Raw genomic sequence first — 20,449 nt, forward strand, 5'->3', positions numbered from 1 at the left:
ATGACGGCCGCCTTTCGCTTGTCTCTTAAGCCGCGTTGTGCAGACGCGGGGTGACGAGGCCGGGCGCGGTGACGCCGCGCAACGACTTCGCCAGCGCCAGCACGGCGAGATCGGCGAGCGGCTCGATCACGATGACCAGCGCATAGGACGCCGCGAAAGTCGCGATGTTGACGAGGTTGGTCACGGCAAAACCGGAGCCGTAGAGCGCCCAGAACGCCACCCAGGCGATGACGCCGGCCTGATAGGTCGTCGAAAGCGCCAGCGCCTGGCGATACCTGAGATCGACATAGGCGGTGTTGCGGGCAATGATCCGCGCGGCGATTGCCTGGATCGCGAACAGCGGCACCAGCAGCGTGGTGACGTTCATGCCGTATTGCGGCAGGTCGGCCGGCTCGAAGAACATCCCCTGGAGCAGCAGGCCAATCGCGAGGCCGAAGGCCGCGGGCGCCGCGCCGAACAGCAGGAACAAGGTCGAGCCGAGGATGAAGTGCACCTCGGAGACCCCGACCGGGAAGTGCGGCATGATCTCGAAGAAGGTGAAGACCAGGCCGGTGGTGGCGAGCGTCCGCGCCGCCAACGACGTGATCCCCTGCTCGCGCACGGTCTCGGCCGCGAGCTTCAGGGCAACGCCGCCTGCGGCGATGCCGGTTGCGTAACTCAACACGAGCTTGGCGCCCGTCACGATCCCGGGTTCGATATGCATGGCTCTCAGATCCTTCCTGCCGTCACACCCGACGGCCTTGGCCTCAAAACGTGCACGGCCGGTCTCCTGGCTCGCGGTTCACTGGGGTTCTCCGGCCTTCCCGAACCCTTCGGCTCAGTGGCGGTTCGGAGCCCCTCACCGCTTACAGTCGCGGGGGCGGCCGGGGTTTTGGGCGCCGCAACTGGGTCCGCCCACCCCCATTCCCGATTATGCTCCGGCGCTTTGCGCCGCGTGGAGCACCATGCATCTCCTGTGTGCCCCTTTCGCGGAGCCGGCGTCAAGGGGCGAAGGGCGGCCGACGCCGTCATGACGGATAATCCCCCGCCAGCGCGCCGAACAGGATCACGGCCGCCGTCGAAGCGGCGCCGCCTCGCCCAAGCTGCTCGGCAAGCTCGGCAATCGTGGTGCGAACCAGCCGCTCGTCGGGGCGGCCGAGAGATTCGGCGAACAGCGCCGGGGTGGTCGGCGAGAGGCCGTGCTCGATCAATTTCGCGACAAGCGCCGGAAACGTGCGGCGGCCCATATAGACCACGGTCGTCGCCTCCGGATCGGCCAGCGCCGCCCAGTTCAGGTTTTGCGGCAGCTCGCCGGTGACATCGGCGCCGGTCACAAACTGCACCCGGCGCGAGGTGTGGCGCCGGGTCAGGGGAATGCCGGCATGGGCCGCGGCCACACAGGCCGAGGTGACGCCGGGGATGATCTCGTAGCCGATGCCGGCTTCGCGCAAGGTGTCGAGCTCCTCCTCGAGCCGGCCGAAGATGCCGGCATCGCCCGACTTCAGCCGCACCACGCGCGACCCCGTAGCCGCATAGTCGACCAGCAGGCGGTTGACGTGGTGCTGCTTGGTCGAGGGCCGGCCTGCCCGTTTTCCCACCGCGACGAGATTGGCGCCGGGCCGGGCCAGATCGAGGATCGCGCCGGATGCGAGGTCGTCATAAAGCACGACGTCGGCCTCGCGCAGCCGGGCGGCGCCCTTGAGCGTGAGAAGCTCGGGGTCGCCGGGTCCGGCGGAGATGAAAGTGACAAAGCCGCTCACCGGTCCTCCGCGATCAGATGGAAGAACGTGCCGGTGGCATGCCCGCGGCGGGAGCCGGTCTCGGCGATGACCGCGCCGGTGGCGTCATGCACGACCGCCAGAGGTGTATCGGGCTGCGCCGCGATAGTGGAATAGTGGAACTCGTGGCCGCGCAGGCGTGCGCCGACCTGGTGCCCCGGCATCGGCACGGCGAGCGCGGCGAGACGGTAACCGAGATGCATGCGGCGTTTGGCAAAGCTCGTTTCGAGGCCAAGCAGGCCCGTCATCTCATGACTGATGCCGTCGGCGTCGGTCAGAGCGGCTCCCAGCACCATATAGCCTCCGCATTCGCCGTGCACCGGTCGCGTCTCGGCGAAGGCGCGCAATCCGTCGCGGAAGCGGGCATTGCCAGCGATCGTCCCGGCATGCAGCTCGGGATACCCGCCGGGCAGCCAGCACACATCCGCACCCGCATCAGGACCTTCATCGGCAAGCGGCGAGAATGTCGATATCTCGGCGCCCGCCGCACGCCACGCCTCCAGCATATGCGGATAGACGAACGAGAATGCGGGGTCGCGGGCAAGCGCGATGCGCTGGCCGGGCGGCGTCACGTTGAAGGCGTTCGCGGCGGGTTGCGGCGACCAGCTGGCTGCCGATCGAAGCACCGCATCGAGATCGACGTGCTCGGTGACGAAGCGCGCAGCTTCGTCGATCAGCTTGCCGATCTCCGCCTGCTCCTCGGCCTGCACCAGGCCGAGATGCCGTTTCGGCAGACTGATCTCGGCATGGCGCGGCAGAGCGCCGAACACGGCGATGCCGGCATCGTTGAGCGCACGCCGCACGAGGTCTTCGTGGCGCGGGCTCGCGACGCGGTTCAGCACCACGCCGGCAAGGCGCACGCCGGGGCGGTAGTCGCGCAGGCCCGCGGCGATCGCGGCCGCCGTCTGCGCCTGGCCGGAAGGATCGATCACCAGCACCACCGGCCAGCCCAGCATCTCCGCAATGTCGGCGGTGGCGCCGGTGCCGGAGACACCTCGCGCGGCGACGCCGTCGAACAGGCCCATCGAGCCCTCGGCCAGCACGACGTCGGCGTCAGCGCCGCGGTCGACGAGATGCGCGATTGCCCCGCGATCCATCGCCCAGCTATCGACGTTGACGGAGGCGCGTCCCGTGGCGGCGGCGTGGAAAGCAGGATCGATATAGTCGGGCCCGCTCTTGAAGCACTGCACGTTCAATCCGCGATTGCGCCAGGCGCGGGCGAGCGCCAGCGTCAGCGTGGTCTTGCCGACGCCGGAGGCCGGTGCGGAGATGACGAGGCCTGCTGCCATCACGACACCTCCGGAAAGCGCGGCTCGGCGCCGACCGGCCGGTAGCGGCGATCGTAATCGGCGGCATAGAGGCGGCTCTCGTCGAAGTCCGCCGCGCCCAGTGTCCTGCCGACCAGGATCAGCGCGGTGCGCTCCATCTCGGCGCCGACAGCGGCATCGAGCGTCGCCAGCGTCGCGCGAACGATGCGCTGGTCCGGCCAGCTCGCGCGCCAGACGATCGCGACCGGGCAGTCGGCGCCGTAATGCGGCGTCAGCTCTGCGATCACCTTGTCGAGCAGATGGATCGACAGATGGATGGCAAGCACCGCGCCGGTGGCAGCGAATGCGGCGAGCTTCTCGCCTTCAGGCATCGCGCTGGCGCGGCCCGGCGTGCGCGTGAGCACCACCGATTGGGCAAGCCCGGGCAACGTGAGTTCGGCTTCGAGCGCTGCCGCGGCGGCGGAGAACGAAGGCACGCCTGGCGTCACCGTATATGGAATCCCGAGGGCGCGCAGGCGCCGGAGCTGTTCGCCCATCGCCGACCAGATCGAGAGATCGCCGGAATGCAGGCGCACGATATCCTTACCTTCCGCATGCGCGGCCGTGATTTCCGCGATGATCTCGTCGAGCGACAAAGGCGCGGTGTTGACGATGCGCGCCCCTGGCGGGCAATGCGCCAAGACGCCCTCGGGCACCAGCGAGCCCGCATAGAGGCAGACCGGACAGGCGGCGATGAGGTCGCGTCCGCGCAACGTCAGCAGATCTGGAGCGCCCGGCCCGGCACCGATGAAATGCACCGTCATGGGCCGTCTCCTTCCGCGATCGCCGCGGTCGCGGTGCGATCCTGGGAGACCACGCGCGCCGCGATCAGCCGCGCGCCGGACCCGGCTGCCGCGAGCGCCGCAGCTTCGGCAACGGATCCTGTGCCGAATTTTTCGCTGATGAGCTCTGACTGGGTCGGCGTCGGGATGCCTGCAAGCGCGGCGGGCGGAACGGCCCTGATCGGCACACCGCATTCGCGCGCAAGCTGCTTCAGCGCCTCCGTGTCGGCCTTGTCGCTGACGGTCGCTAACGCCGCGAGGCCTGCAGTGCCGCCGGCCGCCAGCAGCGCCTCGCGCAGCGAAGCCAGCGTGACGTCCTTCTTGAACCCGAGTCCGGCAACTTTCATCGGACCGCACTCCACTGCACGACCGGCCGCGCCGCCTCCCAGGACCGGTAGCGGCCGAGCGAACCGGCACGGGCGATCTCGACCCGCATCAGCTCGCCGCCGTGGCGCTGGTGCAGTTCGCCGAGCAGTGCTTCCGTCTCCAGCGTCACGGCATGCGCGACGAGCCGCGTGCCGGGTGCGATGCGCGACCAGATGGCATCGAACACCGCGCTATCGAGGCCACCGCCGATGAAGACGGCGTCAGGTGCGTCCAGCGCGACCAGAGCTGCGGGCGCTTCGCCCGCGATGACATCGATCCGATGCGCCAATCCGAATTGCGCCGCGTTGCCCCGGATGTTGGCGGCGCGATCCTCGCGCGCCTCGATCGCGGTCGCCGTCCCGCCGCACAGCGCCCACTCGACCGAGATCGAGCCCGAGCCGGCACCGATATCCCACAGCCTCGCTCCGGAACGCGGCGCCAGCGCCGAGAGCGCAAGCGCGCGCACCGGCCGCTTGGTGATCTGGCCGTCATGGACGAACAGATCGTCTGGTAGGCCGGAGCTGCGGGGAATGCCTTGGGCGCCGTTTGCCTCGACGGCGACCGCGACCAGGTCTCCAGCGACATCATCAGCAAAACCGTCGGTGCGATGCATCCTGATGCTTTCGCGCGGCCCACCGAGCGCCGCGAGAGTCCAGAATGCCGAGGCGCCCCATCCGCGCGCGCTCAGCCACTTCGCGAGATCGCCGGCCGCCTTGCCGTCGCGCACGAGACAAATGATGCGCGCATCATGCGCCAGAAGCGGTACGAGACGCTCGAACGGCGCGGCGTGGAGACCAAGACAAGCAATTGCTTCGAGGCGCCAGCCGAGCCGCGCGGCAGCGAGTGAAAACGTCGAGGGCGCCGAATGCGCGATCCACTCGCTTGCATCCAGCTTTTCGGCAAGGCCGGCGCCGGCGCCGTGCCAAAACGGATCGCCGGACGCGAGCACTACCGTCCGACTGCCGCGACAAGTCAGCACAACGTCCGCATCGAACGGCACCGGCCACAGGTGGCCGCGCCCGGTCACACCCGCAAGCGCGAGGTGACGCTCGCCGCCGAAGACGGTTTCGGCCTCACGCAGCGCCTTTCGGCTTGCCTCCGACAGCCCGGCAAGGCCATCTTCACCGATACCGATGATGGTTAGCCAGGGATCAGCCATGACACGCGCCCTCATTCTGGGCGGAACGAGCGATGCTAGCTTGCTCGCCGTTGAAATCGCTCGCGCGCGCATCGACGCCGTCTATTCCTATGGCGGTCGCACCCGCGCGCCCGCCGACCAGCCGCTGCCGACCCGCATCGGCGGTTTCGGTGGCGTACGCGGGCTTACCGACTACATCCGCGCGGAAGCCATCACGCATGTCATCGACGCGACGCATCCCTTCGCCGCCGAGATGAGCCGCAACGCGATTGAAGCGTGCGCGGAAACCGGCACGCCGCTGATCGCACTGGAGCGTGCGCCTTGGGCCCAAGCGTCCGGCGACAACTGGATCGAAGTGCCGGACGTCAACGCCGCCGTCGTCGCACTGCCCGAGCGGCCCGCAAACGTGTTCCTCGCCATCGGTCGCCAGCACATCGCGCCGTTCGCGACCAGGCCGCAGCACGCCTACACGCTGCGCTTCGTCGATCCGCCCGAGGCGCCGCTGCCGTTCCCGGCCGATGTGATCGTGTCGCGTGGGCCGTTCACGCTTGACACCGAGCTGGAGATGCTGCCCGCGCGCGGCATCGCCTGGATCGTCGCCCGCAATTCCGGCGGCGACGGCGCGCGTGCCAAGATCGATGCGGCCCGCATGCTGAGCCTGCCCGTGATCATGATCTCGCGCCCGGAATTGCCCGAGCGCCGGCGGGTCGAGAGCGTCGCCGAAATCATGCAGTGGCTCGGTCATCGCGCCTGCCTCGGCGCATAAACCCAGCGGCCGACGCGGCGTGTCTGCGAATTGCCGACGATCACCAGCGTGCGCATGTCGGCCATCTCGGGCGTCGCGTCGTCCAGCGTCACGATCTCGATTGTCTCGTCAGCCGCGCTGATCGCGCGCGCGAAGATCACGAGGCGCCCGCCGCAGCCGGCTTCCTTCAGCACCGCAAGCGCGCGGCCAAATCCCTCCGGCCGGCTTGCCGAACGCGGATTGTACATCGCAATGGCAAAATCGCCTTCCGCCGCGAGCCGCAAGCGCTTCTCGATCACCGCCCAGGGCTTGAGATTGTCGGAGAGGTTGATCGCGCAGAAATCATGGCCGAGCGGCGCGCCGGCGCGCGCAGCCGCCGCCAGCATCGCGGTGATGCCGGGCAACACGCGGATCGGCAGCTCCTGCCATTGCGGCGCCCGTTCGAGCGCCTCGAATACGGCTGAGGCCATTGCGAACACGCCGGGATCGCCGGAAGACACGACGACGACCTGACCGCCTTCGGCAGCCAGCCGCAGGGCTTCGCCGGCACGCTGCAGCTCTTCGCGATTGTCCGACGGATGCAGGTTGAGCCCAGCCCGCGGCGGCACGCGCGCGACATAGGGAGCGTAGCCCAGAATGTCGGTCGCGGCCGCCAGCGCGGCGGAAACCTCGGGCGTCACCAGCGCATCATTGCCCGGCCCGAGGCCCGCGATGGTCAGCGTGCCCGTCATTCGGCGGCGTCCGGATGCCGGCCCTTGCCGTGCACCAGCACGATCGCAAAGTAAGGACAATCGGCGGCATCGATGGCGGCGAGTCGCACCACGCGCTCGCCGGGCATGGTGCCACGCTCGACCAGCCAGGCATCGTCCAGCCGGCCGGCGGCAGCGAGCGCGCGGCGCACCTTTGCGAGATTGCGGCCGGTCTTCATGATCACGATTGCGTCGGAATCGCGCATACGCCGTTCGAGCTCGTCCTCGGCCAGCGTGCCCATCAGCACCGTCGTCACGTCGTCGCCAAGCGCGATCGGCTGTCCCACACCATTCCAGCAGCCCACCATGCCGGGAATGCCCGCGATCACCTCGATCTCGACGCGGCCCTGCAGGCGCGTGTGCAGATGCATGAAAGAGCCGTAGAAGTAGGGATCGCCCTCGCAGAGCACGACGACGTCGACCGCGCGCGCCAGCTGCGCCAGCCGCTCGGCCCATTCGTCGTAGAAGCCGGCGAGCAGCTGCACGTATTCAGGACTGTCGAAGGCGATCTCGGTCGTGACCGGATACTCCATGGGATATTCGGTGACGCCGCTTCCGAGCATGCCCTCGACGATGCGCCGCGCCTGTCCCGGCCTGCCCTTCTTGCGGAAATAGGCGACGTGCTCCGCACCGCGCACCGTGCGGTCGGCGCGCACGCTCATCATATCGGGGGCACCGGGGCCGAGACCGCAGCAGATGATGCGTCCCATCTTACTCGCTCCGGCTCGCCAGCGCATTCACGGCGGCGACCGTGATCGCGGAACCGCCGAGACGGCCCTCGACCGTCAGCGCCGGCACCGGCGGATCGGTCATCAGCGCAGCCTTGGATTCGGCCGCGCCGACAAAGCCGACCGGGCAGCCGATGATCGCCGCCGGCCGCGGGCAGTCGCGATTTTCCAGCATGTTGAGGAGATGAAACAGCGCCGTCGGCGCGTTGCCGATCGCAACGATCGCGCCACCCAGATGCGGCCGCCACAGTTCCAGCGCTGCGGCTGAGCGCGTGTTGCGCATGGATTGCGCCAGCGCGGGAACGGTCTCGTCGCCGAGCGTGCAGATCACGGCGTTGGCCGCCGGCAATCTCGCGCGCGTAATTCCTTCGGAGACCATGCGCGCGTCGCACAGGATCGGTGCGCCCTTCTGCAAGGCCGCGCGGGCAGCGACGGCCATGCCTGGCGTGAAGCGGATATGCGCTTCGAGGCCGACCATGCCGGCGGCATGGATCATCCGCACCACGACCTGCTCCTCGTCCGGCGTGAAGTGCGCGAGATTCGCTTCAGCCCGGATGGTGGCGAAGGATTGCCGATAGATCGCAGCGCCGTCTGTCTCGTAGCGATGCGGCATCAGTGTCCTCCCATCAGGATGGAGGGATCCCTGACGATGTCGTCGCGGTTCAGCCCACGCAGGATCGGTTCATCGCGCGTCGACCCGGCGCGCACGAGGTCGAAGCCCGCGCCGGTCGCGACCAGCGTGATGGCCGCCGCACCGGAATGGGCGCAGCCCTTGGCGCAGCCGGACACGTGAAGGCGTGCGGCTGCGCCTATGTTCGGGGCCAGGGCCGCGGCAAGGCCGCGCGTATCGGCATGCGCCTCACGACAGCGTGGCGCGCCGCTGCAGGCGATGACGCGCAGCGCGGGGTCGTAGGCCTCGGTGATCAGGCCGGTCGCGTTCGGCATCACGCGCTTGGCTTCGCTCAGAACCATCCGCCATGGCGTCATGCGCAGCGCATGTCCGCAATCGGCGAGCCGGTTAAGCGTCGCATGCGGCATCTGTCCAAAGGCGACGCCGACCATCGCACCTTGCGAATAGAGGCCGGGACGCGCCGCGGCCATGATCGGGGCGGGCTCGGCCTCGCCGCGCAATGCCGCAGGCAAGGTTGCCCCGGCGGCAAGATGCGCAGCCATCCGCCCTCGTCCGCCTTTGGCGCCGCCCGAGACCACGAACCATTCGGCGAGCGCGAGCGCGGTGGTCACGGCCTCGCCGCGCGCGACCGGGCGGCCGAGCTTGTCGCCATCGGCTCGCACCAGCAGCCCGCCGGAACGATCACGCTCGATCCGCACATCCGCGGAATCGCCCGCAAGCACGCGCGAGGTGCCGTCATCGATGGCGAAGCCGAACTTGGTCGGAAGGTCGAGCTTGCACTCCGCGAGCGCCTCTTCGAGCTCGGCGGCGAGCAATTGGGTCTCGTCGCCGGTGCGCCAGAACGGCGTCACGAGGATATTGCGGCGGGATTCGGTGTCAGCGTCCGGGTCGAGCAGAGCCAGTTGCGAAAGGCCGTCGAGCAGCCGCCGATGGCTGCTGTCGTTGACGCCCCTGATCTGGAGATTGGCGCGGCTGGTGACGTCGATCAGACCGTTGCCATGGCGTTCGGCAAGATGGGCCAGTCCGGAAATTTGTGCCGCATCGAGCCGCCCACCGAACGGCCGCACGCGGACCACGAGGCCGTCGCCCGATTGCATCGGGCGCAGTGCGCTGGGACACCAACCCTTGACCACGGAAGCGCTCATGACGCCTCCCGCAACGCCGCCGCGATCGAATTGCGGCGCGTTCGCCAGAGTGACGCCTCATGCAGGCGCGTGAAGCATGTCTCCATCGCAGCGAGCGCCGCCGGATTTTCGTGCGCCATGAACGCGCGGACGTCGTCATGGCCAAGCGTCGCATCGTAATAGAGATCGAACAGATGCGGCGGCACGGCGCCGGCCAGGTGCGCGAATGCGGCCATGTGCTCGAGCGTCGCGGTGATTTCGGCGGCGCCGCGAAAACCGTGACGCATCATGCCGGCGATCCAGGCCGGGTTGGCAGCGCGCGCGCGGACCACGCGGGAGATTTCCTCGGTCAGCGTGCGCGCATGCGGCTGCTCGGGCCGGGTCGTATCGAGATGATAGAGTGACGGGCCCGTCGTACCGAGATGTGCCGAAGCCGCAGCAACGCCGGCTTCATGCGCGGCATAGTCGGCGGCGAGCAGAAGATCGGTCTCCGGCAGATCCTGGACGTGGACAAAGGCATCGGCCGACGCGAGCCGCTGTTCGATGCCCGCACGATCGGGCTTGATCTCGCCGTCAGCAGAGAACGCCCAGGAGGACGCCGACAGCCAGGCTTCGCCGGCCGCGTCGCGCGTCTCGGCCGTGAAGGCATCCGGGATCGCCGAAAGACCGACGCCGTATTGCCCCGGTCGCGGCGCGAACACGCGGGATGCACGATGGCGGTATGGATTTTCATCGCCCTCCTCATCGCGCGCCGCGAGCGCCTCGGAAGCGGCTTCGAACAATTGCGCAAGGTTCGCGAAGACGTCGCGAAACAGGCCCGAGACGCGCAGCGTGACGTCGATGCGGGGACGGCCGAGTTCGGCCGGAGCGATGATGTCGTAGCCCGTGACGCGACCGGAGGCGTGATCCCAGCGCGGCGCGAGGCCGGCCAGATGCAGCGCCATCGCGAACTCCTCGCCGGCCGTGCGCATCGTCGCCGAGCCCCAGAGATCGACCACGAGGCCTTTCGGCCAGTCGCCATGATCCTGTAAATGGCGGCGGAGCAGCTCTTCCGCGAGCTTGATGCCCTGCGCATGCGCCGACGACGTCGGCACCGCGCGCGGGTCGACGGCATAGAGGTTGCGCCCGGTCGGCAGCACGTCCTGGCGCCCGCGGTAAGGAGAGCCTGAAGGCCCCGGCAGAACACGTTTACCGGCGAGCGCGGCACGGAGCGCGTCCCGTTCCGCGTCGCCGCAGGCACCGCGGCCGAACACATGCAAGCCGTCGCCGAACTGGCTTTCCTTGAGATCGCAGACGAGGCGATCGATCCGCGGGATCGCTTCGGCCGGTGCTGCCGATGCATCGAGGCCGAGATCGTCTTCGAGGCCTGCGACGCGCGCCTCGTCGCAGATCGCGGCGATCAGACGCTGGCGGCGGGCGGGATCGAGGCCATCGGCCGTCGAGTACTCGTCGAGAAGGTGTTCGAGCCTTCGCAGCCCTTCCGGCACCGCTGATGCTGCCAGCGGCGGCGGCAGATGGCCGATGGTGACGGCACCCAAGCGCCGCTTCGCCTGCGCGGCCTCGCCGGGGTCGTTGACGATGAAGGGATAGATGATTGGCAAATCGCCTACCAGGGCTTCCGGCCAGCAGCTCTGTGACAGCGCCACGGATTTTCCGGGCAGCCATTCCAGCGTGCCGTGCGCGCCCATGTGCACGACAGCGTCAATGCGCTGCGCGCGAAGCCACAGATAGAACGCGACATAGGCATGGCGCGGCGTGCGGGCGAGATCGTGATAGTCGGAATCGCGCGTGGTCGCATCGCCGCGCTCCGGCTGAACCGCGATGATCGAGCGGCCGCACTGGATCGCGGCGAAGTGGAACGCGCCGTCGCGACAGCTCGGATCGGCCTCCGGCGCGCCCCAGGCTCGCGCGAGATCATCCTGCAACGATTGCGGCAGGTGCGAGAGCGCGGCGCTGTAATCGGCGACATTCCAGGCCAGTTGCCGCTCCAGCAGCGTCTCGCCGAGCGCGTGGACCGGTCCAACTTCGAAGCCGCAATCGGCGAGGTCGGATACCAAAGCCTCGACCGAAGCCGGCGCATCGAGACCAACCGCATGCGCGATCTGGTGCGGACGCCCCGGATAGGTCGAGAGCACGAGCGCCATCCGCTTCTGGGCGGCCGGCGTCTCCGCAAGGCGCCGCCAGGCTGCAACGCGCGCAGCGACGGCCTCTACGCGCTCCTCGTCGGGCCTGTGAGCGAGATGCGAAAATTGCAGATCGGGATCGCGCATTGCGGCCGACTTGAAACTCACCACGCCCGCGAACAGGCGGCCGTCGACCTCGGGCAGCACCACATGCATCGCAAGGTCGCCGGGCGACAGGCCGCGCAGCGACGCCGCCCAGTCCTCGCGCCGCGCCGTGGAGAGCGCGACCTGGAACACCGGACATGGTACGGCGTCGAACGGCGTCGTTCCGTCGTCGCCCATGGCCGAGAACGCCGTCGCATTGATGATCGCTGCGGGAGGAGTCTTCGCAAAATAATCCTGCAGCCAGCACGCGACACCTGCCCCCTTCAGCGAGGTGACAAACGCGCCGTATGCGTCAAATCCCTTCTCACGAAGCGCGGCAATCAGGGCATCGACCGGGCCGGTGTCCGCGGCGGTGAGATAGGACCGATAGAAGGTCACCAGCGCGCGCGGCCTGCCCTCGCCGTCCGACGGTGCGGCAATCACACCACGCGCGGGATCATAAAAGCCCATCTCGGGAACGATCATCTCGCCGACGACCGGTCCGGCATAGAGGCCGGAGGCGAGCGCAAGCTGCGCGATCGCAGCCTGGGCCGCGACGGGACCGCCGGTATCGCAGAGCACCTTGAGCCGCCGCAGCGTCGAGACCGGCAAGGTCGAGTACGCATCCAGCCGCGTGTCATCGCGACCGTCGGCCGGCAGCACGGCGAGCACGATACCCCGCGCCTGCGCGAGTTGCTGAAGGGTTGCGAGGCCGTAGGGCCAGTAGGACTCACCGCCGATCAGGCGCACCAGAATGCCGCGCGCCTGTGACAGCGTGCGCTCGACATAGGTGTCGACCGAGAGCGGATGACGCAGTTCCGCAAGATTGACGAGCCGCAACGATGGCAGGCTGTCGCGGCCGCGGCGCCAGCCCGCCGCGAATGCGGCAAGGTCGGAATCCGAATACGAGAGCACCACGAGATCGGCCGGGTCCTGGCCGATGTCCCTTGGCGTCGCGGTCTCCTCGAGACCACGGCTCTCGCGGAAAACGACGTGCATCAGATGCCGGGTCCTGAAAGTCCGAGTCCCGCTCTTATCGCGGCCTCGTCGATATCGCCGTGCTCGCCGATCACGACGAGCTTTGACTGCCTGATACCCGCACCCCAGGGCTTGTCGAACTGGTGCCGCACGCGCTCGCCGACCGCTTGCAGCAAGAGACGCATCGGCTTGCCTTCCACTGCGATATAGCCCTTGACGCGCAGCACGCTCTGCTCCCTCGCCAGACGCTGCACCGACGCCACCAGTGCGTCGATGTCGGCGATTTCAGGAAGATCGATCACGACCGAGGCAAAATCGTCGTGCTCGTGATCCTCCTCGCCGTCGTGGTGCGAGGGACGCGCGGCGAGATCATTCTCCGCCGCAGCGCCGAGACCAAGGATCACACGCGCATCGATCGCGCCGTCGGTGATCGCCAGCATCGGCACGAGGCGCGGCATCTCGGCTGTGATCGCCGCCTTGGCGGCTTCAATGCCCGCGCTGCCGGCAAGATCGGCCTTGGTCAGCAGCACGATATCGGCGCAGGCGATCTGGTCCTCGAACACTTCCGACAGCGGCGTCTCGTGATCGAGATTTTCGTCGGCCGCGCGCTGCGCTTCGACAGCAATCGGGTCGGGCGCGAAGCGGCCGGCGGCGACGGCCTCGGCGTCGGCGAGCGCGATCACGCCATCGACCGTGATGCGCGAGCGGATCTCCGGCCAGTCGAATGCCTTGAGCAGCGGCTTTGGCAACGCCAGGCCCGAGGTCTCGATCAGGATGTGATCTGGTCTGACGGGTCGCGACAGCAACTTCTCCATGGTCGGAATGAAATCGTCGGCGACGGTGCAGCAGATGCAGCCATTGGCGAGCTCGATGATGTTCTCTTCCGGGCAATTGGCATCGGCGCAGGATTTCAGGATTTCGCCGTCGACGCCCTCGCTGCCGAACTCGTTGACGAGCACGGCAAGCTTCTTGCCGTTGGGGTTGGCGAGGAGATGCTGGATCAGCGTCGTCTTGCCGGAACCGAGGAAGCCCGTGACCACCGTGACCGGGACTTTTGCGAGCGAATTCATTCGGCGGCCTCCGGCACGACGGCGATGGGGGGAATGCGGGCAAGCGACTGCTTGCGGAAGATTTCCGGGCGGCTGCGCCACGGTACGATTCCGTCAGACGCTGCGGCGTAAGCTGCAGCCCCCGCGACGACGTCTTGCGCGTTCGCATCCGAGAGACGGCCATAGACGTAGGACCAGCGGCCGGGCGCGCTGAGCGCGACCGAGCAACCCTGGCTGCATGCCGACAGGCATTCGACGGGAACCACATTGACTCCGTCGGGCACGCCGGCCTCGATGATCGCGCCATGCAGGCGCTTGCCGGGCGTCGTCTCGCCCTCGTCAAGCGTCTGACCGGCGCGGCAGGTGATGCAGACGTGAAGTGTGACGGTCATCGCCTCTTCCATAATAAACAGCGGGAAGCGAAGAGGCCCACGAACCGTTCTCGCGAAGGTCCGTTTCCCCGTCGCGGAACACCCCGTCCGCCGGTCCAAGATCGTCCGCGCTGGCAGGTCTCCCGGCTTGCGGAGCAGGGTTTCCCCTTCGATCCCCGCCTTCCCGATCCCCAGGGGATCAGTGGCTTCGGGCATCTCTCCGGTCACGGTCGCGGGGGCGGCTGCATTTTGGACCCAAATCTTGCCGATTCGGACCCTATCGCATTCCCTCTTCGCCTGTCATAGGACAGGAACCAACGCCGGGCCACCATTTGCCCCCGGCCGCCTCTTGTCAAGCCGAAGGACCAGGTACGATGACGCCTGAACCGGATACCCAGACGGCCGAGGAAACCGACGCCCGCCACGCCGCGAAAATGGCGAAGAAGAAGGTCGCCCGCGACAAGATCATGGCGACCAAGAGCGGCGAGAAGGGCCTCGTCATCGTCCACACCGGCGCCGGCAAGGGCAAATCCTCCTCGGCCTTCGGCATGATCGTCCGCTGCGTCGCCCATGGCTTCCCCTGCGCAGTCGTGCAGTTCATCAAGGGTGCCTGGGACACCGGCGAGCGGCGTCTGCTCACCGGCCATTTCGGGGATCTCTGCCAGTTCCACGCCATGGGCGAAGGCTTCACCTGGGAGACGCAGGACCGCGCCCGCGACGTCGCCGCCGCACGCGCCGGCTGGGAGAAGGCCAAGGAGCTGATCCTCGATTCCAGCCTGCGCATGGTCGTGCTCGACGAGATCAACATCGCGTTGCGTTACGATTATCTCGATATCGCCGAGGTGGTCGAGTTCCTGACGACTTCGAAGCCGCCGATGACCCATGTCGTGCTCACCGGGCGCAACGCCAGGGACGAGCTGATCGAGATCGCCGATCTCGTCACCGAGATGACGCTGGTGAAACATCCGTTCCGCTCCGGCATCAAGGCGCAAGCCGGCGTCGAGTTCTAAGTCTTCCACGATGGCGCGCGCATTGATGATTCAGGGAGCCGGCTCGGACGTGGGCAAGTCGCTCATCGTCGCCGGCCTCGCGCGCGCCTTCACGCGGCGCGGCCTGCGCGTGCTGCCGTTCAAGCCGCAGAACATGTCGAACAATGCCGCCGTCACCGTCGATGGCGGCGAGATCGGCCGCGCCCAGGCGCTGCAGGCGCTCGCCGCCGGCGTCGAGCCGCACACCGACATGAACCCGGTGCTCTTGAAGCCCGAGACTGACGTCGGCGCGCAGGTGATCGTGCAGGGAAAACGCATCGCGACCGCGCGTGCGCGCGAATATGCGGCGATGAAGCCGTCACTGATGGGCGCGGTGCTGGAGAGTTTCGCGCGGTTGAAGGCGCGCGCCGATCTCGTGCTGGTGGAAGGCGCCGGCAGTCCCGCCGAAGTCAACCTGCGCAAGGCCGACATCGCCAATATGGGCTTTGCGCGCAAGGCCGACGTGCCGGTCGTGCTGGTCGGCGACATCGATCGTGGCGGCGTCATCGCCCAGCTCGTCGGCATCAAGACGGTGATCGACCCTGACGATGCCGCGATGATCCGGGGCTTTGTCATCAACAAGTTCCGCGGCGATCCCACGCTGTTCGACGACGGCTACAGACTGATCGAAGCGAAGACCGCGTGGCGCGGCCTTGGCGTGCTGCCCTGGTTCACGCGCGCCGGCGAGCTGCCGGCCGAGGACGCGCTGGGCCTGAGTGATGCGCGAAAGCCGGGCCAGTGCAAGATCGCCTGCCTCGCGCTGTCACGGATCGCCAATTTTGACGATCTCGATCCGCTCAAGCTCGAGCCTGGCGTCGACCTCGTGATGGTGCGCCCGGGCGAAGCCATCCCCGGTGACGTGCGCCTCGTCATCATTCCGGGCTCCAAATCCACCCGCGGCGATCTCGCATTCCTGCGCGCGCAGGGCTGGGACATCGATCTCCTGGCCCATCACCGCCGCGGCGGCCACGTCCTCGGCCTCTGCGGCGGCTATCAAATGCTCGGACGCAGCGTTGCGGATCCTGATGGGGTCGAGGGCCCAGCCGGCGACACGGCGGGGCTCGGACTTCTGGATGTCACCACGGAGATGACCCCGCAGAAGACGCTGACGCGCGTCTCCGCGGTGCATGCGGCGACCAATCGGCCGATCGAGGCTTACGAAATCCACATCGGCCGCACCGACGGGCCGGATCGCGCGCAGCCATTCGCAAGATTGAATGGCGAACCGGAAGGGGCGATCTCGCGTGATGGACGCGTGCAAGGGAGTTATCTGCACGGCCTGTTCACCTCGGATGATTTTCGCAAGGCGTTTTTGGCAAAGCTCGACATTCCCACGGGCGACGAGCCCTATCATGCCAGGGTCGAGAGCGCGCTCGATGCGCTCGCCGCTCACGTCGAAACCCATCTCGATGTCGAAGGCCTGCTCGCGCTAGCGCGCTAGCACCTCGGCAAGGCGCGTCCATTCGGCCTCGCTGCCGGGAAGCCCGAGCCGCAGCCATGTCGGCTCCTTTGCGAACACACGCGACCAGATCTGGCCGCGCGCCAGTTCCTCCTGCGCGGCGAGCGCGTCGGGCGTCTCGTAGAGACGAAACAGCGGCGTTCCGCCGACGAGCCGCCAGCCCTGGGCTTGCACCAGCACGTCGAGGCGAACACAGTCCCGCACGAGCCGCGCGGACGTGGCCTCCGCCCACGAATTGTCAGCCAACGCGTGGCAGCCGATTGCGATCGCCACTCCCGAGACCGGCCATGGCCCCGACATTGCCGAGAGCCTGCCGATGTCGGCCGCATTGCCGATAGCAAACCCGAGTCGCAGACCGGCGAGGCCATAAAATTTTCCGAACGAGCGCAAGATCAGCAGTCCCGGCTGGGCCGCTTCCGGCGCGAGCGATAGTTGCGGAACGGCATCGACAAAGCTCTCGTCGATCACGAGACGGCCGACGCGCGGCAGCAGTGCGAGCAAATCCTTTTGCAAATGGCACCGGCCGTCCGGATTGTTCGGATTGACGACGATCGCAATATCCGCGCCCGCCATCGCGTCGAATTCATCGACTTCCTGGACGTCCCAGCCCGCGGCCGATAACACGCCGGCATATTCGTTGTAGGTCGGCGCGAGGATCCGGGCGCGGCCGGGTGGCGCCAGTTGCGGCAGCAATTGAATGGCGGCCTGTGCGCCGCCCATCGCGACGACCGGTGCGCTTGTGCCGTAAGCGTGCTGCGCAGCGTGGTGCAGCGCTTCGATCTCGGCGCGCGACGGCAATGCATTCCAATAATGCGCGCCGATCTCGCCGACGGGATAAGGCAGCCGGTTTATCCCGGTCGACAGATCGATCCAGTCCTCCGCGCGCCCGCCGAACCGCTGCCGGGCCAGATCGAGATTTCCACCGTGCTCGCGCATCTTTTGTTCTTTCACGCGAAAGCCAGGATCGCAAGGATTCCGGCGAGCAGCAGCATGGCACGGCGGTAGACCGTCAGTCCCGCGCCGATATCGGGGCCAAGCGGATCGCGCGCGCCTTCGTTGAGCCAGGGCTCGTTGGTGATGCTGCCATGATAGATGCGCGGACCGCTGAGCCGTACGCCGAGCGCGCCCGCCATGGCCGCTTCCGGCCACCCGGCGTTCGGCGAGCGATGACGGCGTGCATCCCGCGTCATGCATGACAGCGCCTCAAAGCGTCGCGGCGCGAGCAGCACGAACAGAAATCCGGTCAGGCGCGCCGGAATGACATTGGCGGCATCGTCGATGCGCGCCGCCGCCCAGCCGAAGGCCTCGTGCCGTTCGTTGCGATGGCCGATCATGGAGTCCAGCGTATTGATCGCCTTGTAGCCGAAGATTCCCGGCAAGCCGAACAGCGCGCCCCAGAACACCGGCGCCACGATGCCGTCGGATGCATTCTCGGCGAGGCTCTCGAGCGCCGCGCGCGCGATGCCGGCTTCGTCGAGCGCCGCGGGATCGCGACCGACGATGCGCGACACCGCGTCGCGCGCTGCGGCGATGTCGCCGGCTTGCAAAGGCGCCGCGACTGCGGCGACATGGTCATGCAGCGAGCGTAGCGCGACCAGCGGCCAGGCCAGGACGCCGACCAGCACGATCTGGATCCAGCCCAGGGAAAGCAGGGACTGAAGCGCCCAGCCGAGCGCGACGGAGAGCGCGATCACCGCGAGGGCGCCGGCGATACCCGCGGCGCGACGGAGCGCCGGCGGATCGGACGGCCGATTGCATGCGTCATCGATCGTGGAAATAAGCCGGCCGAGCCAGGTCACGGGGTGGCCGATCCGCGCGAACAGCCATAACGGCCAGCCCATGAGGGCATCCACCGCTATCGCTACCGCCATCGCACCCGCAAAACCCACGCACGCCTCCTGTCCCGCCCCTGTTGCGCAAAGCACGGCCGGAGCGCAAGCCCCTGCCCGTCTGATTTCGGCTTTGTCTTTGGCCTCGTTTGGTGATTAGTGCTGGCCGGCAGGAGACCTTCATGGCCGTCATCTTGATCACAGGCGGAGCGCGATCGGGCAAGAGCAAGCGCGCGGAAACGCGCGCGCGCGCCTTCCCCGGGCAGCCCGTCTATGTCGCGACGGCCGAGGTGCTCGATGCGGAAATGGAGGCGCGCATCGCCAAGCACCGTGCACGCCGCGGAACCGACTGGATCGAACGCGAGGTGCCGCTCGATCTCGTCGAGGTGCTGGCCGCAACCGATGGCGGCGGCGCGAGGCTCGTGGACTGCCTGACGCTGTGGCTCTCCAACCTGATGCATGCGGAGCGCGCCTGGGAACGCGAGGTGAGCGAACTCGCCGCCGCCTTGCCCCGCCTCAAAAGTCCCGTCGTCTTCGTCACCAACGAGGTAGGCCTCGGCATCGTGCCCGACAACGCACTGGCACGCAGCTTTCGCGACGCCGCCGGGATCATGAACCAGACCGTCGCGGCCGCTGCCGACGAGGTCGAGTTCATCGTCGCGGGCCTGCCGATGAAACTGAAATGATGCCGCGCGCCGAACTTCTGAAAGACATCGTCGCCGATCTCAGGATCGCTGTGTCCTTCGTCACGATCCTGCCGGTGGCATCGTCGAAGCCCGCCCGTGACGGCGCCGTTGCGCGCGCGACCTGGGCCGTTCCGGTCGCCGGACTGCTGGTCGGCCTCGCGGGCGCTGCGGCCTATACGATCGCGAGCAGGCTGGGATTGACGCCGGGCCCTGCCGCCCTGCTCGCGCTGGCCGCGACTGCTCTCATCACCGGAGCGCTGCACGAGGACGGTCTTGCTGATACCGCCGACGGGCTCGGCGGCGGGCGAACCCGCGAGCGCAAGCTCGAGATCATGCGCGACAGCCGGATCGGCACTTATGGCGTCTGCGCGCTAATCCTGTCGTTCGGCCTGCGCTGGAGCGCGCTCGCCGTCATCGCCAACCAGTGGACGGTCACGCTGGCGCTCTGCGCTGCGCATGCCGCGGCCCGCGCCGGAGTACCGGCCTTCATGTCGCTGGTCGCGCCGGCGCGCCCCGACGGTCTGTCGGCGAGCGCCGGAGAGCCGCCGCGCCGCAGCATCGCCATCGCCTTTGCTGTCGGAACGCTCACCCTCGCCCTCGCGCTCGGGCCGGGCAAGGCGCTCGTCGGCCTGATCCTGCTGTCCCTCGCCGGCCTGATCCTGGCGCGGCTCGCCGTCCGCCAGATCGGCGGGCAGACCGGCGACATCCTCGGCGCGTTCGAGCAGAGCGGCGAGATCCTCATCCTGCTGGTGGCGGCATCGTTCCGGATGGGAGACTGATCATGGTCGAGTTTGACGACACCTTCCGTCAGCACTTGCGCGAGTTGTTCGTGTGGCGCCGCGACGTGCGCCGCTTTCGAACGAACCCGCTGCCGGACGGCGCCATCGCGCGGCTGATCGAAACCGCCTGCCTTTCGCCTTCGGTCGGCCTCAGCCAGCCCTGGCGCTTTGTCATCGTCGAGGATGCCGCGCGGCGCCGCGCCGTGATCGACGATTTCAAAGCGTGCAACGCCGATGCATTGAATGCCTACGCCGGCGAGCGCGCCGCGCGCTATGCCACGCTGAAACTGTCGGGCCTCGAACAGGCCCCAGGCCACCTCGCCGTGTTCGCCGACAAGGCCAGCGACATCGGTCACGGCCTCGGCCGCGCGACCATGCCGGAGACGACGGAATACTCCGTGGTCGCCGCGATCACCGCGATGTGGCTCGGCGCGCGCGCCGACGGCATCGGCCTCGGCTGGGTATCGATCCTCAATCCGGATCGCATCCACACCATTCTCGACGTGCCGGACTCCTGGAAATTCATCGCTTATCTCTGCATCGGCTATCCGGAAGTAGAATGCGACCAGCCTGAGCTCGAGCAGGCGAAATGGGAACATAGGCGGGGAGCAGAGGGATTCACGGTGCGGCGCTAATTGCGAGCGCTGCGAAGCAACCAGAGTTCATTGGCGGAAAG

General features: G+C 67.9%; 21 protein-coding genes and 2 riboswitches. Of the genes, 6 read left to right on the forward strand and 15 right to left on the reverse strand.

Translation table 11 applies throughout. The annotated features are described in order from the left end of the window. Positions 1–25: 25 nt before the first annotated feature. From OC450_RS08630 to cbiT, 6 genes are all read right to left on the reverse strand, one after another. A complete protein-coding gene (locus OC450_RS08630; RefSeq protein ID WP_262047675.1) occupies positions 26–703 on the reverse strand; it encodes an energy-coupling factor ABC transporter permease in 678 nt (225 codons plus the stop codon). Between the two features lie 38 nt (positions 704–741). Then, positions 742–962: riboswitch (cobalamin riboswitch) on the reverse strand. Between the two features lie 45 nt (positions 963–1,007). Beyond that, a complete protein-coding gene (gene cobA, locus OC450_RS08635) occupies positions 1,008–1,739 on the reverse strand; it encodes a uroporphyrinogen-III C-methyltransferase (protein WP_211383075.1) in 732 nt (243 codons plus the stop codon). Next, the gene (locus tag OC450_RS08640) at positions 1,736–3,046 is read right to left on the reverse strand and encodes a cobyrinate a,c-diamide synthase (RefSeq protein WP_211383074.1); all 1,311 of its coding nucleotides are present in this window, start codon (positions 3,044–3,046) and stop codon (positions 1,736–1,738) included. Before OC450_RS08640 ends, cobA begins: the two co-directional genes overlap by 4 nt. After that, on the reverse strand, positions 3,046–3,828 hold the full coding sequence (gene cobM / locus OC450_RS08645; protein WP_211383073.1) for a precorrin-4 C(11)-methyltransferase: 783 nt from the start codon (positions 3,826–3,828) through the stop codon (positions 3,046–3,048). Before cobM ends, OC450_RS08640 begins: the two co-directional genes overlap by 1 nt. Further along, on the reverse strand, positions 3,825–4,193 hold the full coding sequence (locus OC450_RS08650) for a cobalamin biosynthesis protein (protein WP_211383072.1): 369 nt from the start codon (positions 4,191–4,193) through the stop codon (positions 3,825–3,827). The genes cobM and OC450_RS08650 overlap by 4 nt, the downstream gene beginning before the upstream one ends. Then, positions 4,190–5,371, reverse strand: a complete 1,182-nt coding sequence (gene cbiT / locus OC450_RS08655) for a precorrin-6Y C5,15-methyltransferase (decarboxylating) subunit CbiT (RefSeq protein ID WP_262047676.1) — start codon at positions 5,369–5,371, stop codon at positions 4,190–4,192. Before cbiT ends, OC450_RS08650 begins: the two co-directional genes overlap by 4 nt. On the opposite strand from cbiT, the gene OC450_RS08660 reads away from it, so the two are divergent. Beyond that, complete coding sequence (locus tag OC450_RS08660) at positions 5,370–6,116, forward strand: cobalt-precorrin-6A reductase (protein WP_262047677.1); 747 nt, start codon at positions 5,370–5,372, stop codon at positions 6,114–6,116. The two genes, cbiT and OC450_RS08660, sit on opposite strands and share 2 nt — an antisense overlap. On the opposite strand, the gene cobJ is transcribed toward OC450_RS08660, so the two are convergent. Genes cobJ through OC450_RS08695 form a run of 7 tightly spaced genes read right to left on the reverse strand, consistent with a single transcriptional unit; the run spans position 6,092 to position 14,013 of the window. Next, entirely contained in the window at positions 6,092–6,826 is a 735-nt protein-coding gene (cobJ, locus tag OC450_RS08665; protein WP_211383069.1) for a precorrin-3B C(17)-methyltransferase, read from the reverse strand. The two genes, OC450_RS08660 and cobJ, sit on opposite strands and share 25 nt — an antisense overlap. Next, a complete protein-coding gene (locus OC450_RS08670) occupies positions 6,823–7,554 on the reverse strand; it encodes a precorrin-2 C(20)-methyltransferase (protein WP_211383068.1) in 732 nt (243 codons plus the stop codon). The genes cobJ and OC450_RS08670 overlap by 4 nt, the downstream gene beginning before the upstream one ends. Position 7,555: 1 nt before the next feature. After that, positions 7,556–8,185, reverse strand: a complete 630-nt coding sequence (locus OC450_RS08675) for a precorrin-8X methylmutase (RefSeq protein WP_211383067.1) — start codon at positions 8,183–8,185, stop codon at positions 7,556–7,558. Then, positions 8,185–9,348 carry a precorrin-3B synthase gene (cobG, locus tag OC450_RS08680; RefSeq protein WP_262047678.1) on the reverse strand — a complete coding sequence of 388 codons (1,164 nt, stop codon included), beginning with the start codon at positions 9,346–9,348 and terminating at the stop codon, positions 8,185–8,187. Before cobG ends, OC450_RS08675 begins: the two co-directional genes overlap by 1 nt. Beyond that, positions 9,345–12,593, reverse strand: coding sequence for a cobaltochelatase subunit CobN (cobN, locus tag OC450_RS08685; protein ID WP_262047679.1), 3,249 nt, complete (start codon positions 12,591–12,593; stop codon positions 9,345–9,347). Before cobN ends, cobG begins: the two co-directional genes overlap by 4 nt. Beyond that, positions 12,593–13,642 carry a cobalamin biosynthesis protein CobW gene (cobW, locus tag OC450_RS08690; protein ID WP_262047680.1) on the reverse strand — a complete coding sequence of 350 codons (1,050 nt, stop codon included), beginning with the start codon at positions 13,640–13,642 and terminating at the stop codon, positions 12,593–12,595. The genes cobN and cobW overlap by 1 nt, the downstream gene beginning before the upstream one ends. After that, positions 13,639–14,013: a DUF1636 family protein gene (locus OC450_RS08695; protein WP_211383063.1), complete on the reverse strand. Its 375-nt coding sequence runs from the start codon at positions 14,011–14,013 to the stop codon at positions 13,639–13,641. The genes cobW and OC450_RS08695 overlap by 4 nt, the downstream gene beginning before the upstream one ends. Positions 14,014–14,107: 94 nt before the next feature. Further along, positions 14,108–14,326: riboswitch (cobalamin riboswitch) on the reverse strand. A 40-nt stretch (positions 14,327–14,366) separates the two neighbouring features. On the opposite strand from OC450_RS08695, the gene cobO reads away from it, so the two are divergent. Both cobO and OC450_RS08705 read left to right on the forward strand, forming a co-directional pair. Then, positions 14,367–15,002, forward strand: coding sequence for a cob(I)yrinic acid a,c-diamide adenosyltransferase (gene cobO, locus OC450_RS08700; RefSeq protein ID WP_262047681.1), 636 nt, complete (start codon positions 14,367–14,369; stop codon positions 15,000–15,002). Between the two features lie 10 nt (positions 15,003–15,012). Beyond that, a complete protein-coding gene (locus OC450_RS08705; protein WP_262047682.1) occupies positions 15,013–16,461 on the forward strand; it encodes a cobyric acid synthase in 1,449 nt (482 codons plus the stop codon). Here OC450_RS08705 and cobD read toward each other — a convergent pair. Together cobD and cbiB are read right to left on the reverse strand one after the other, a co-directional pair. After that, positions 16,450–17,415 (reverse strand): threonine-phosphate decarboxylase CobD, encoded by a 966-nt coding sequence (cobD, locus tag OC450_RS08710; RefSeq protein ID WP_262047683.1) that lies wholly within the window; start codon positions 17,413–17,415, stop codon positions 16,450–16,452. The genes OC450_RS08705 and cobD overlap by 12 nt on opposite strands. Positions 17,416–17,426: 11 nt before the next feature. Further along, positions 17,427–18,350 (reverse strand): adenosylcobinamide-phosphate synthase CbiB, encoded by a 924-nt coding sequence (cbiB, locus tag OC450_RS08715; protein WP_211383542.1) that lies wholly within the window; start codon positions 18,348–18,350, stop codon positions 17,427–17,429. Positions 18,351–18,490: 140 nt separating this feature from the next. On the opposite strand from cbiB, the gene cobU reads away from it, so the two are divergent. Genes cobU through bluB form a run of 3 tightly spaced genes read left to right on the forward strand, consistent with a single transcriptional unit; the run spans position 18,491 to position 20,408 of the window. After that, positions 18,491–18,994, forward strand: coding sequence for a bifunctional adenosylcobinamide kinase/adenosylcobinamide-phosphate guanylyltransferase (gene cobU, locus OC450_RS08720; RefSeq protein ID WP_211383059.1), 504 nt, complete (start codon positions 18,491–18,493; stop codon positions 18,992–18,994). Continuing rightward, positions 18,991–19,773 carry an adenosylcobinamide-GDP ribazoletransferase gene (cobS, locus tag OC450_RS08725; RefSeq protein ID WP_262047684.1) on the forward strand — a complete coding sequence of 261 codons (783 nt, stop codon included), beginning with the start codon at positions 18,991–18,993 and terminating at the stop codon, positions 19,771–19,773. Before cobU ends, cobS begins: the two co-directional genes overlap by 4 nt. 2 nt (positions 19,774–19,775) lie before the next feature. Beyond that, positions 19,776–20,408, forward strand: coding sequence for a 5,6-dimethylbenzimidazole synthase (bluB, locus tag OC450_RS08730; RefSeq protein WP_211383057.1), 633 nt, complete (start codon positions 19,776–19,778; stop codon positions 20,406–20,408). The last annotated feature ends 41 nt before the right edge of the window (positions 20,409–20,449 follow it).

This window comes from Bradyrhizobium sp. Bra78 (assembly GCF_024519855.1).
Lineage (GTDB): Bacteria > Pseudomonadota > Alphaproteobacteria > Rhizobiales > Xanthobacteraceae > Bradyrhizobium > Bradyrhizobium japonicum_G.